Consider the following 12,658-nt stretch of genomic DNA (forward strand, 5'->3'; position numbering starts at 1 on the left):
CGCGTCGGCAGATCATAATCGCGTCATCCGAAGGTTTGGCTTTTGCGCGGTATTGCGCGGGGCGGGAGAAGCGTTCTGGACCTTTGGTGCGCAATTTTTTATATGTCCGCGACGAAACGACATTCGCAAGACAGGTGCCCCATGGCCGGCCATTCACAGTTCAAGAACATCATGCACCGCAAGGGGCGGCAGGATGGCATCAAGTCCAAGCTGTTCTCCAAGCTGGCGCGTGAGATCGTCGTGGCCGCCAAGGCGGGACTTCCCGATCCCGACATGAACTCCCGGCTTCGCCTGGCGGTGAACAACGCCAAGGCCCAGTCCATGCCCAAGGACAATATCGAGCGGACGATCAAGAAGGGATCGGGCGCCGATGCGGAGAACTATGACGAGGTCCGCTACGAAGGCTTTGGGCCGGGCGGCGTCGCCGTCATCGTCGAGGCGCTGACCGACAACCGCAACCGCACCGCCTCCAACGTCCGCTCCTATTTCACCAAGTCCGGCGGCGCCCTTGGCGCAACCGGCTCGGTCTCGTTCATGTTCGACAAGGTCGGCGAGATCGTCTTTGCGCCGAAGGCTGGCGATGCCGACAGCGTCATGGAAGCGGCCATCGAGGCGGGGGCCGACGACGTCGTCTCCGACGAGGACGGCCACACCATCGTCACGACCTTCGAAAGCCTTGGCGAAGTGTCGAGCGCGCTCGAGACGGCACTGGGACCCAGCGAAAGCGTCAAGATCATCTGGCGTCCGCAGAATGGCGTGCCTGTCGACGAGGAAAAGGCCGAGAGCGTCATGCGCCTCATCGCCAATCTCGAAGACGACGACGACGTGCAGAGCGTCTATGCCAATTTCGAAGTCGACGACGCCGTCATGGCGAAGCTCTCGGCCGCCTGATCGGTCGCCGCCGATTGTCGGCCAGCTTCGTCACGGCTGACCGGCCGGGGCATCCTGTTTACGCCTCGGTCGGCAGTCCGGCATCATCGTAGATGTCGGCCAACGTCAGCGTCGCGCCGATCTCGGGCAGCGAAATGCTCGCTCCCAGCTCTTCCACGACCAGCGACGCCCAAACGTTCCGGACGCCGCGACGCCAGACGATGACGCGGGGCGCCTCGCTGTCGACGAGAAGCACCACGGCGACCGCCGAATGCGCTTTATATTCCTCGACCTTCTGGAATCGGTCGAAGCGCATGGTCGACGGCGACAGCACCTCGACGAGGACCCGCGGTTCACTGACTTCCATCGACCGGTCCGGTTCCGAGCGGCAGTCGACGAGAATATCAGGGCGGCGGACATTGCCGTTCGGATTGCGGATGGCGATGTCGTCGGTGTGCGGCCGACAGGGGCTGCCGCGCAACTGGTTTCGCAGGGAAGTCAGGATGTTCACGGTGATCGTGTCGTGCCGACGCGACGCTCCCGTCATCGCCTTCGGCGTCAGCACGGGCACGCCGTCGACGAGCTCGTAATTGCAGTCCTGATCGAGCTGCCAGACGAGAAACTCGTCGGCGGTCATTCGCTGCACCGTTTTTGCTCGGCTCATTCCGTGCCTCGCGACGAGAATCGCCATATCATAGGAGGAACGCGGGCAAACGCAAAGCAGGATGTTCGTCCCGCCACGGACACGCACACCAGGGCCGCATTCATCGCCGCATCGCCCATTGCAGCCTGCTCGCCTCCCTGTTGGCATTATGTTCCAATTCGTTCACTCTCTGTCTTCATGCTCTCGACTGATTCGAAGAGAAGCGAGGGTTAACAAAGTGTTACAGCGACCGACAATTCGTATTCTGGGCATCGATCCTGGCCTCCGTCGCACCGGCTGGGGTGTCGTCGAAAGCATCGGCAATTCGCTGAGTTTTGTCGCGGCCGGCACCGTGACCTCGGACGCGAAATTCGATCTCGCCACGCGCCTGCGGCAACTCTACGACGGGCTCCAGGCGGTGATGGCCACCTACCGGCCGGACGAGGCCGCCGTCGAACAGACCTTCGTCAACAAGGACGCGGTGGCGACGCTGAAACTCGGCCAGGCCCGCGGCATCGCCATGGTCGTTCCCGCGCTCGCCGGCCTGCCGGTCGCCGAATATGCGCCGAACGCGGTGAAGAAGGCGGTGATCGGCGTCGGCCACGGCGACAAGAAGCAGATCCACATGATGGTGAAGGTCCTGATGCCGCGGGCGACCTTCGACACGGAAGACGCCGCCGATGCGCTCGCCATCGCCATCTGCCACACCCACCATCGCCAGTCCGCGGCCGCCCGGGCGGCCTTCGAAGCGCGCTGATGTTCTTGACTTGTTCTTGACGGCGACGTAAGTAATACCGACAAGGTATTACCTCTCCAGGCAAGGTGCGGCGTCTGTGCGCGTGACGGAAAACGGCCAGGTGACCATCCCCAAACCCATGCGCGACAAGCTCGGGATCGGTCCGGGAAGCGAGGTCGAGTTCGTCCTGCGTAACGGCGAGATCTTGGTTGAGGCCAATACTGACGCTGCTGAAATCCCCGATGCGGTTTTGATGCGCCACATAGACCGGTACACCGGCAGCTTTAGCTTTGACGGTCTGCAGGCCGATGACGTCTTCCATTGGCTGAGAGACTGAGCCGATGGCAACACTGTGTGACACCAATATACTGATCGATCTCTACGGGGAGAGCCAGCATTGGAACGCATGGTCCCGCAAAGCTGTGGCTGCTGCGCGGCGGTCGGGTCCACTGGTGATCAATCCGATTGTCTATGCCGAGTTTTCGATCGGCTACACGTCGGTTGAGGCCGTCGATGCCGTCCTTGATGCGCGCGTCTTTGATCTGGACGCACTGCCGTGGGCTGCGGCTTTTGATGCTGCACGGGCCTTCGTCGCGTATCATCGGCAGGGGGGAGAAAAGCGGTCTTCGCTTCCCGATTTCTGTATCGGTGCTCATGCTATGTATCGGGGGTACCGGATGCTCACACGCAACCCCTCCCGCTACCGCGCCTATTTTCCCGACCTCGAACTTATCTCGCCGGAGACGCAGCCTTGATCGGCAAACTGAAGGGCACGGTCGACGAGATCGGCGAGGATCACGTCGTCATTGACGTGCACGGCGTCGGCTACGTCGCCCATTGCGGCGCGCGCACCCTCGGCAGCCTGCCGGGGCCGGGCGAGGCGGTGACCCTGTTCATCGAGACCTATGTCCGCGAGGACATGCTGCGGCTCTACGGCTTTGCCTCGGAGATCGAACGCGCCTGGTTCCGACTCCTGCAGAACGTCCAAGGCGTCGGCTCCAAGGTGGCGCTGGCGATCCTCGGCACCCTGTCGACCGGCGAACTGGCGAGCGCCATCGCCCTCCAGGACAAGGCCATGGTTTCGCGAGCGCCGGGGGTCGGGCCGAAGGTCGCGGCGCGCATCGTCATCGAACTGAAGGACAAGGCGCCGGCTTTCGCCGGAGCTCTGGACGCGCCGTCGATGGGTCTGAAGCGAAATCTCGGCGACGGCCTTGCTCCGGCGGCGATCACCGACGCCGTCTCTGCCCTCACCAATCTCGGCTATTCCCGCGAACAGGCGGCGACAGCCGTCTCGGCTGCCCTGAAGGGGGCGGGCGAAGAGCCGAGCTCAGCGACGCTGATCCGGCTGGGACTGAGGGAACTGAGCCGAGCATGACGGCAGCTGCGAGTTGTGCTATTCCTTACTTTGGAACAGGTAAGGAATTTGGGGTGTCGCGATGGCAATTCTGGGGACCGTGACTTCCAAAGGTCAGACGACCATTCCAAAGACAGTGCGCGATCAGCTCGGCTTGGCGGAGGGATCTCTGATTGAGTGGAAGGTGGTCGATGGTCGTGCCTCGGTCATCGCTCGCAACGAGCGGATTTCCGACATGGCCGGAACCCTTGGAAGACCTCCGAAAGGCAGAGGTCTAGAGGTCGAGGAGATCGACGATGTCATCGCCGCCGCCACGGCTCGTCACGTTTTGGATGGGGGCGGGGACCCATGACGCCGACGGGCGTCGACACCAATGTTCTTCTGCGCCTGCTCGTCGATGACGACGGTGCCCAGGCGGCGACCGCGCGGGAGTTCTTCCAGTCACGGTCTCCTCAATTTCCGGTCCAAGTGAGTTGGATCGCTCTCGTTGAGCTCGTATGGACGCTTCGTTCACGCTACGGATACGCGGTTTCCGATATTCTGACTGTTGTCGGCGAGCTCTGCCGGCGACCCGACGTCCGGATCGAGAGGGTGGCTCTTGTCCTCGACGCCGTGGAAAAAGCGAAAGCAGGAGCCGGTTTTTCAGACGCCCTGATCGCTTTGGGCAACGAAGCGGCAGGATGCGATCGGACAGTGACATTCGATCGCGAGGTTAGCCGCAGGCTGGCTCAGATGTCGCTCCTGGAGTGAACAATTTCATTGAACAGACGCGGATACCGAATGATCAACGCCCCCACGAGCCCGAACCTCTGCGAGGCATCTTCTTGAACGAGGCAACCCGCCTTCTCGACCCCGATGCCCGCGGCGAGGATCTCGACACGACGCTGCGCCCGCAGCGGCTCGACGATTTCGTCGGGCAGGCGGCGGCGCGCGCCAATCTGAAGGTGTTCATCGAGGCGGCCAAGGGGCGCGGCGAGGCGCTGGACCACGTCCTCTTCGTCGGCCCGCCCGGTCTCGGCAAAACGACGCTGGCGCAGATCATGGCCAAGGAACTCGGCGTCAATTTCCGCTCGACCTCCGGACCGGTCATCGCCAAGGCCGGCGATCTCGCGGCGCTCCTCACCAATCTGGAAGACCGCGACGTCCTCTTCATCGACGAGATCCACCGGCTGAACCCGGCCGTCGAGGAGATCCTCTATCCCGCCATGGAGGATTTCCAGCTCGACCTGATCATCGGCGAGGGGCCGGCGGCGCGCTCGGTGAAGATCGACCTCGCCAAGTTCACGCTCGTCGCCGCCACCACCCGCGTCGGCCTTTTGACGACGCCGCTGCGCGATCGGTTCGGCATTCCGGTCCGGCTGAATTTCTACACCGTCGAGGAACTGGAGCTGATCGTCCGGCGCGGCGCGCGCATCATGGGCCTGCCGCTGTCGGAGGACGGCGGCCGCGAGATCGCCCGCAGATCCCGGGGGACCCCACGCATCGCCGGACGGCTTCTGCGGCGGGTGCGCGACTTTGCCGATGTCGCTTCCGTCACGCTCGTCGACCGTAAAATTGCCGACGAGGCGCTGACGCGGCTCGAGGTCGACAGCCTCGGCCTCGACCAGCTCGACCGGCGCTATCTCGACCTGATCTCCCTGAACTTCGGCGGTGGGCCGGTCGGCATCGAGACCATCGCGGCGGCCCTTTCGGAGCCGCGCGACGCGATCGAGGACATCGTCGAGCCCTATCTCCTGCAGCAGGGTTTTCTGCAGCGCACGCCGCGCGGCCGGGTGCTGACCGCCCGCGCCTTCCGCCATATCGGCCTGGCCGTGCCTCAGGGCTGGCAGGGGGCGCAGGCGACCCTGTTCGAGGATGCGCCGGACGTCGACTGACAGGCGGGGCGAGCGGGACACCGACGCAAGACGCCCGACCTTTCGGCCGGGCGCTGATGATGGTGGCGACGGAGGCTGAGGGGCTTGAGAAATCCGGCTACTCGACCTTGCCGATGGCGAAGAACATGGTCTCGCCCGAGGAGTCGTCGACGCCGTCATTGTCGGTGACGACATAGCCCGTGCCGTCCTTGTCGATGGCAAAGCCCTCGACCTTGTCGACGACGTAGCCGCCGTTCTTCTTGAGGTCCGGCATGAGGTCGCGCACCTCTTCCTTCTTCACGGTCGGCAGGTCGCCGCCGAGCTTGGCCGGCTGCAGCTCGGAAACCGCGACGCGGTAGAGCTTCTTCAGCTTCGCCGCCGCGCCGATGAGGTTGTCGCGCTCGACGAGGATGATGTTGTCACCCTGTACGGTGATCTCGGACAGGCCGACCCAGCCGCTTTCGGTCTGCTCCAGGGGATAGCGAACGGCGCCCCATTCCTTGGCCTTGATGTCGTAGGAGAGGAGCTTGGCCGTCCCCTTCGGGTCGTCCTTCCATTCGCGCTGCATGGCGACCCAGAGCACGTCGCCGATCTTGGCGATGCCTTCCGCGCCGAAACGCGTCTCGCCGGCCAGAAGCTCGGCCGGGAAGGCGATCTCTTCCTTGATCTCGCCCTTGGCGTTCACACGGTAGAGCGCATGCGGCGTCAGCTTGGCGGCGTCGCCCTCCGATGCCAGCCAGAAACCGCCGTCGCCATCGGGCGTGATGCCCTCGATGTCGAGCTTCTGCGCCGCGGTACCGTCGCGGGTGACGGGAAGCGCCTTGGTGATCTCGGCCGGCCGCTTCGTCGCGTCGATGGTGAAGATCGCCGGCTGCGAGCGATAGAAGCTGTCGCTGACGGCGTAGAGCGTGCCGGCCGTCTCGGGGTCGGCGGCAAGGCCGGAAAGGGCGCCCCAGCCGATCGGCTGGCCATCGACTTCGGTCGAGACGATCTGCGGATAGGCCGCCGGCCCTTCCGACCTCTCGTAGATCATGACATGCGAGCGCGCGCCGCCGTCCTCGCCAAGGTCCGCCTCGTTGGCGCTGACGAAGAGGTTGCGCGAGGGGATCGCGATCCCGCCTTCCGGCGAGACGCCCGACGGCAGCAGTTGCAGGAGTTCGGGCTCGGCGCCGGTATCCTTGTAGACGGCGACCAGCGAAGCTCGCTCGGCGAGGACGAAGATCAGCGTATCCTCGCCGAACTTGCCGACTTCCAGGCCCTCCGGCTCGATGCCCTTGGCCCGCGAGCGCTTGTCCGGATAGTGGCCGGCCATGACGGCCGCCTTTTCGAGCGACGCGCCGCTCTCGTAGAGCACGGTGCCATCCTTGTTCCAGATGGTGAAGGAGCGCGAGCCGCCCTCGTAGTCGCCTTCGTTCGCGGCGACGAAGCGGTTGTCGTCGAGCCACTTGGCGGCGTCGGGCTCGCGAAGCCGACCCTTCTGGCTGCCGGTGAAATCGAACTTGCCGTCGGAGACCGTGTCGATCTTGTCGAGGTCGACGGAGCCGGCGGAGAAGTGGCCGGTGACTTTCGCGGTGTTGCCGTCGATCACGACGAAGGCGTTGTTCTCCTGCAGCGACAGAACGATTTCGTTCCGGTCGTTGAAGGCAATGAATTCCGGCTCTGGATCGGTCGGCGCGACGTCGGAAAGTTTGGTGACGTCCACGCGCTTCAGGCTGCCGCAATCGGCGACGCCATCCTTCAGGTCGAAAATAACGACATCGCCGGCGGGCAGCTGCGGGATCGCGCCATCGTTGAGATCCTCGTCACGCTCGTTCTCGATGGCGACGGCGACAAGCGTGCCCTCCTTCGAGGCGGCGACGGAATCGGGCTGGCCGCCGAGATCACAGGTGGCCTCCACGGTCTTCGTCGCGATGTCGACGATGGCGAGCTTCCCGGAAGGCTCCGTCTTGGACTGGGAAGTGTTGACGCCGACGAGCGCCTTTGTCCCGACGACCGTTACCGAGGTCGGCTCGCCGTCGAGCGAGAGGAAGCCACCGGCCTTGGGGGCTTTCGGGTCGGCGATGTCGACGAAACCGATGCCGCCGAGCGGGCTGTCGCTGTAGATGAGCGTCATGCCGTCCGGCGTCGCGGTGATGATCTCAGATGACGACGTCGACTTCTGGTCCTTGTCGGCCGGAATGTTCTCGGCGACCGCAAAGGAGGCCACGCGGTTGAACATCGGCGCGGCGGACGCGGCCAGCGCGGTCGATGCGAGCAGCAGGGCAGCGAGCGAGGCGGTCTTGGCGATCATCGGAGCTCTCGAAAAGGATTGGGGAGCCTTCCTAAACAGCTGACTGTTACACGGGGATGACAGCCCCGATCGCCGCATCCGCGGGCTCCAGACGATGACAACGCCGCTTCGATGCCTTACCGGAACGCCATGAACACCGAACTTTCCGGCTGGCTCACCGATGACGGCCACTGTCTCGACGTGCGGGTCTATTTCGAGGACACGGACTTCTCCGGTGTCGTCTATCACGCCCGCTATCTGCACTTCCTCGAGCGCGGTCGCACCGATTTCCTCCGCCTGAAGGGGATCGGGCATCGCGCCCTGGCGGAGGGTGCCTACGGCGAGCCGATGGCCTTCGCCGTGCGCCAGATGTCGATCGAGTTCCTGCGCCCGGCCCGGATCGACGACGTGCTTCGCGTCGAGACCCGCACCGAGCTTCTCGGCGGCGCCCGGATCATCCTCACCCAGCGCATCCTTCGCGGCGACGACGTCCTGATCGAGGCGAAGGTGAAGGTCGCCGTGATCTCGCCGGATGGTCGCCCGCGCCGGATGCCGGAAGCCGTCTCGGCGATCCTCGCCCGTCCCGCCGCCTCTCCCTGAATCGCCAGGTCCGCCACTCCCGCAACGGCAGTGCAGCATTCACGTCAACGATTGCTTAAGGTTAATGCTGTTTGAATGCAGGGGCCCGGGACTGCCGGTGACGCATGCCATTCTTTCGCTTGATTCAAATTGTGTAGAACGGTCGGGTCATCGGCAGCACAGAGCATTAAGAGCGCGAAGGCGGTTCGATCGCCCCGACGGGGATGATCGAGCATTTCCCTGTTGCGTGTGCGAACAGCCTGCCCGGCAACCGGGCTTTGAGATTTCGAGGGTCTAGCAAATGAACGAGATCGCCCAGAGCGCTCTTGCGGCACCCGAAGCGACGGTCTCGCTCTGGCATCTTTTCTGGCAGGCCGGCTTCATCGTCAAGGCTGTCATGCTGGGCCTGCTTGGCGCGTCCGTCTGGACCTGGGCGATCATCATCGACAAGTCGATGCGCTTTGGAAGTTTCCGCCGGCAGCTGAACACCTTCGAAAACAATTTCTGGTCCGGCCAGTCGCTCGAGGAGCTCTATCACACGCTCTCCGAGAAGAAGACGACGGGCATGGGCGCGCTCTTCGTCGCCGCGATGCGGGAATGGAAAAAATCCTTCGAGAAGGGGGCCCGCTCGCCGATCGGCCTGCACACCCGCATCGAAAAGGCGCTCGATGTGACGCTGGCCCGCGAGATGGACGGGCTGGAATCGCGCCTCGGCTTCCTCGCCACCATCGGCTCGGCCGCGCCCTTCATCGGCTTGTTCGGTACGGTGGTCGGCATCATGACGTCGTTCCAGGCGATCGCCGCCTCCAAGCAGACGAACCTTGCCGTCGTCGCGCCGGGTATCGCCGAGGCGCTGCTCGCCACGGCGATCGGCCTCGTGGCCGCCATCCCCGCGGTCATCGCCTACAACAAGCTGTCTGCCGATGCCGGCAAGCTCGGCATGCGGCTCGAGGCCTTTGCCGACGAGTTCTCCGCCATTCTGTCGCGCCAGATCGACGAGCGCACCACGACCCGCTGAGCCGAACACGCACGACGACGCCGCGTTCCGGCGCCGCAGAAACCGACCGGAGCACTGCCGCTTCGGAACTCAGGAGCCGATCGATATGGGCATGTCCACAGGCGGAGCGGCATCGGGCGGTTCGCGCCGGCGCAGGAGCCGTAAGCGGGCACTGATGAGCGAGATCAACGTGACGCCGATGGTCGACGTCATGCTGGTGCTGCTCATCATCTTCATGGTCGCCGCGCCGCTTCTGACGGTCGGCGTTCCGCTCGAACTTCCGAAGACACAGGCCAAGGCGCTCAACGCCGAGAAGACGCCGATCACCGTCGCGGTGAAGTCGGATGGGCAGATCTACATCCAGGAAGAGACCTATCCGATCGAGGAACTGGTCTCCAAGCTCACCGAAATCGCCAAGGCCGGCTACGAGGAGCGCATCTTCGTGCGCGCCGACCGCGCCGTCGACTACGGCACGGTCATGCAGGTGATGTCGCGCATCTCGCTCGCAGGCTTCACCAATATCGGTCTCGTGACCGATCAAGAGACGACGAGCTGATCGGCTGAGATGAAGTCCGGTGTCGCCACCTCCGCTGTCCTGCACGTCGCAGCCCTTACCCTGGGGCTGTGGTCGTCGTCGTCTCCGCCGTCTCTCGACGCGACCTATGCCGAGGCGCTGCCGGTCGAGATCGTCATGTCGAACGCCTTCGAGGGCGTGAAAGGCGAAAAGACCGCGCCGATTTCCGACGCGCCGGCCCCGACCCCGACGCAGCGGCCCGAGACCTTGCCCATGCCGGCGGAAAACGTCGGCGACAACGAGGCGGATCTGAAGACGCCGCCGACCCCCGACAAGACGAACAACCAGACGCCGCAGACCGGCGCGCCGAAGCCGGCAGCACGGCCCGAGGTCAAGCCGGTCGAGGCGCCGAAGGTCGCCGAGACGCCGCCGCCGCCGGAGCCGACGCCCGAGCCGCCGAAGGTTGCCGAAACGCCGCCACCGGCGCCGACGCCTGAGCCGGTTCCGGTCAAGACCGAGACACCGACGGAAACCACGCCCGAGATCGACCCGCTGGCCGAGATGATCGCCGCCGCCAAGGACGACGAGCCGAAGCCCGATCCGGAGCCGAAGCCAGATCCGGCCCCCGCGCATGTTCCGGTGCCGCAGGCGAAGCCGAAGCCGCCGGCGCCCGTCAAGGTCGCCGAGGCGAAGGCCGCCGACGCCAAGCCGGCCGCGGAGAAACCCGCTCCGGCCAAGCCTTCCAAGGCGCGCGACGCCGACGCGGCGGCCGACAGCGATTCCGACGCGCCGTCCGATTTCGAGGCGATGGCGGCTGCCGCGATCAACAAGCAGAAGGCCGCCGGTGGCGGCGCCAAACGGTCCAACCAGCAGGCTTCGCTCGGCAGCGAGCGGACGACGGGCACGAAACTGTCGCGCAGCCAGCTCGGCGAGATCCAGGGGCTTCTCAACGAGCAGATGCGGCGTTGCTATTCGGTGCCGGGCGGCGGCACCGAAGGCGACGAGATGAAGGTCTCGATCCGCATCCAGTTCGATCCCTCGGGCGCCATCGTCGGCGCGCCGGACATCGTCGCCGGCGGCGGTGGCTCGGGCGCCGCCCGCATCGCGGCGGAGGCTGCGGTGCGCGCCATCAGGCGTTGCGCGCCCTTCAACCTTCCGGCGGAGATGTATGCCGGGGGCTGGGAGGACACGACCCTCAATTTCGACCCCAGCGCCATGTACTGATTTTTCCGATCCATCGCCGCGGCGAGCCACGGACGGCCGGAGCGGCTCGGGCAAGGCCCGCCACGCCGCCAGCGTCCCGAATGCAACGAAGGTCCCGACATGAAATTTGACTTCAAGGCGGCGCTGGCCGCCATCGCACTCCTGATCGGCGGCACGTTGATGCCGGCCCAGGCGGCGATCAACATCGACATCACCAGCGGCAACGTCGATCCCCTGCCGATCGCCATCAACCAGTTCCAGGCCAAGGGTCAGGTCGGCGCGCAGATCATGCAGGTCGTCAATGCCGACCTGAAGCGGTCCGGCCTGTTTGCCCCGATCGACCCCGCCGCCTTCATCCAGAAGGATCTGGGCCCCGACGTCGCGCCGCGCTTTGCCGACTGGACCGTCATCAACGCCCAGGCGATCGTCACCGGCAAGGTCACGCCGGAGGCCGACGGCCGCCTGCGCGTCGAGTTCCGGCTCTGGGACACCTTCGCCGGCACGCAGCTCGACGGCCAGCAGTTCTACACGACGCCCGACAACTGGCGCCGCGTCGCGCACATCATCGCCGACGCGATCTACGAGCGGCTGACGGGCGAGAAGGGCTATTTCGACACGCGCGTCGTCTTCGTCTCGGAAAGCGGACCGAAGACGCAGCGCGTCAAGCGTCTGGCGATCATGGACCAGGACGGCGCCAACGTGAACTACCTCTCCGACGGCAGCGACCTCGTCCTGACCCCGCGCTTTTCGCCGAGCCGCCAGGAAATCACCTACATGTCCTTCGGCAAGTCGGAGCCGCGGGTCTATCTCCTGCAGCTCGAGACCGGCCAGCGCGAGGTCGTCGGCAACTTTCCCGGCATGACGTTCGCGCCGCGCTTCTCGCCGGACGGGCAGAAGGTGGTGATGAGCCTGCAGCAGGACGGCAACGCCAATCTCTACGCCATGGACCTGCGGTCGCGCGCCACGACCCGGCTGACCTCGACCACGGCCATCGATACCTCGCCGTCCTTCTCGCCCGACGGCGCCCGCATCGTGTTCGAAAGCGATCGCGGCGGCCGGCCGCAGCTCTACATCATGGGCGCCGACGGCGGGGGCCAGCAGCGCGTCTCCTTCGGCGACGGCTCCTACTCGACCCCCGTCTGGTCGCCGCGCGGCGACCTCATCGCCTTCACCAAGCAGACCGGCGGCCAGTTCCAGATCGGCGTCATGCGCCCGGATGGCTCGGGCGAGCGCATTCTCACCTCCGGCTTTCACAACGAGGGCCCGACATGGGCGCCGAACGGGCGGGTGCTGATGTTCTTCCGTGATCCACAGGGCGGCACCGGACCGCAGCTCTATTCGATCGACCTCACCGGCCGCAACGAGCAGAAGGTGACGACGCCCGGATACGCGTCCGACCCTGCCTGGTCGCCCTCGCGCGAGTAGCCGCAGGGATCTGGAGATCCCAGGACGGCGTTGCCCCGCTGCAACAACCCGGCAGGGAAAAACGGCATCCCAGACGACGGAGGCGGTCCCCACGAGAACCGCCTTCGTCTCGACTCAAACCCTGTCCAGCCATTGCCCTGGCCTCGTGCTGCATCAGCGATGGTTTCCGAGCGTTTACTTCGCTTTAAGGTCGATTAGGGTAAACGTCTTCCAAC

General features: G+C 65.1%; 15 protein-coding genes. 13 read left to right on the forward strand and 2 right to left on the reverse strand.

Annotated elements, in window-relative coordinates; all coding sequences use genetic code 11:
* Window positions 1–141 precede the first annotated feature (141 nt).
* Entirely contained in the window at window positions 142–891 is a 750-nt protein-coding gene (locus tag Sa4125_RS03785) for a YebC/PmpR family DNA-binding transcriptional regulator (RefSeq protein WP_224003808.1), read from the forward strand.
* A gap of 58 nt (window positions 892–949) precedes the next feature.
* Here Sa4125_RS03785 and Sa4125_RS03790 read toward each other — a convergent pair whose 3' ends face one another.
* A complete protein-coding gene (locus tag Sa4125_RS03790; protein ID WP_224003810.1) occupies window positions 950–1,534 on the reverse strand; it encodes a Uma2 family endonuclease in 585 nt (194 codons plus the stop codon).
* A 217-nt stretch (window positions 1,535–1,751) separates the two neighbouring features.
* Here Sa4125_RS03790 and ruvC point away from each other — a divergent pair, with 217 nt between their 5' ends.
* The 7 genes from ruvC to ruvB all read left to right on the forward strand — a co-directional run bounded on the left by ruvC (window position 1,752) and on the right by ruvB (window position 5,477).
* Window positions 1,752–2,270 (forward strand): crossover junction endodeoxyribonuclease RuvC, encoded by a 519-nt coding sequence (gene ruvC / locus Sa4125_RS03795; protein ID WP_224003812.1) that lies wholly within the window; start codon window positions 1,752–1,754, stop codon window positions 2,268–2,270.
* A 76-nt stretch (window positions 2,271–2,346) separates the two neighbouring features.
* A complete protein-coding gene (locus Sa4125_RS03800; protein WP_224003814.1) occupies window positions 2,347–2,586 on the forward strand; it encodes an AbrB/MazE/SpoVT family DNA-binding domain-containing protein in 240 nt (79 codons plus the stop codon).
* 4 nt (window positions 2,587–2,590) lie between these two features.
* Window positions 2,591–3,004, forward strand: coding sequence for a type II toxin-antitoxin system VapC family toxin (locus Sa4125_RS03805; RefSeq protein ID WP_224003816.1), 414 nt, complete (start codon window positions 2,591–2,593; stop codon window positions 3,002–3,004).
* Entirely contained in the window at window positions 3,001–3,624 is a 624-nt protein-coding gene (gene ruvA, locus Sa4125_RS03810; protein ID WP_224003819.1) for a Holliday junction branch migration protein RuvA, read from the forward strand. Before Sa4125_RS03805 ends, ruvA begins: the two co-directional genes overlap by 4 nt.
* A gap of 61 nt (window positions 3,625–3,685) precedes the next feature.
* Window positions 3,686–3,955 (forward strand): AbrB/MazE/SpoVT family DNA-binding domain-containing protein, encoded by a 270-nt coding sequence (locus Sa4125_RS03815; RefSeq protein ID WP_224003821.1) that lies wholly within the window; start codon window positions 3,686–3,688, stop codon window positions 3,953–3,955.
* On the forward strand, window positions 3,952–4,353 hold the full coding sequence (locus Sa4125_RS03820; RefSeq protein ID WP_224003823.1) for a type II toxin-antitoxin system VapC family toxin: 402 nt from the start codon (window positions 3,952–3,954) through the stop codon (window positions 4,351–4,353). Before Sa4125_RS03815 ends, Sa4125_RS03820 begins: the two co-directional genes overlap by 4 nt.
* Window positions 4,354–4,427: 74 nt before the next feature.
* Window positions 4,428–5,477, forward strand: a complete 1,050-nt coding sequence (ruvB, locus tag Sa4125_RS03825; protein WP_224003825.1) for a Holliday junction branch migration DNA helicase RuvB — start codon at window positions 4,428–4,430, stop codon at window positions 5,475–5,477.
* A 97-nt stretch (window positions 5,478–5,574) separates the two neighbouring features.
* On the opposite strand, the gene Sa4125_RS03830 is transcribed toward ruvB, so the two are convergent.
* On the reverse strand, window positions 5,575–7,746 hold the full coding sequence (locus Sa4125_RS03830) for an esterase-like activity of phytase family protein (RefSeq protein ID WP_224003827.1): 2,172 nt from the start codon (window positions 7,744–7,746) through the stop codon (window positions 5,575–5,577).
* A 129-nt stretch (window positions 7,747–7,875) separates the two neighbouring features.
* Between Sa4125_RS03830 and ybgC the strand changes: the two genes are divergently transcribed.
* From ybgC to tolB, 5 genes are all read left to right on the forward strand, one after another.
* Window positions 7,876–8,325, forward strand: coding sequence for a tol-pal system-associated acyl-CoA thioesterase (ybgC, locus tag Sa4125_RS03835; protein WP_224003835.1), 450 nt, complete (start codon window positions 7,876–7,878; stop codon window positions 8,323–8,325).
* A 289-nt stretch (window positions 8,326–8,614) separates the two neighbouring features.
* Window positions 8,615–9,322: a protein TolQ gene (tolQ, locus tag Sa4125_RS03840; protein ID WP_224007512.1), complete on the forward strand. Its 708-nt coding sequence runs from the start codon at window positions 8,615–8,617 to the stop codon at window positions 9,320–9,322.
* Between the two features lie 85 nt (window positions 9,323–9,407).
* The gene (tolR, locus tag Sa4125_RS03845) at window positions 9,408–9,857 is read left to right on the forward strand and encodes a protein TolR (RefSeq protein WP_224003837.1); all 450 of its coding nucleotides are present in this window, start codon (window positions 9,408–9,410) and stop codon (window positions 9,855–9,857) included.
* A gap of 9 nt (window positions 9,858–9,866) precedes the next feature.
* Window positions 9,867–11,039 carry a hypothetical protein gene (locus Sa4125_RS03850; protein ID WP_224003839.1) on the forward strand — a complete coding sequence of 391 codons (1,173 nt, stop codon included), beginning with the start codon at window positions 9,867–9,869 and terminating at the stop codon, window positions 11,037–11,039.
* 159 nt (window positions 11,040–11,198) lie between these two features.
* Entirely contained in the window at window positions 11,199–12,443 is a 1,245-nt protein-coding gene (gene tolB, locus Sa4125_RS03855) for a Tol-Pal system beta propeller repeat protein TolB (RefSeq protein ID WP_224007515.1), read from the forward strand.
* Window positions 12,444–12,658: the final 215 nt, after the last annotated feature.

It is taken from the genome of Aureimonas sp. SA4125 (assembly GCF_019973775.1).
Classification (GTDB): Bacteria; Pseudomonadota; Alphaproteobacteria; order Rhizobiales; family Rhizobiaceae; genus Plantimonas.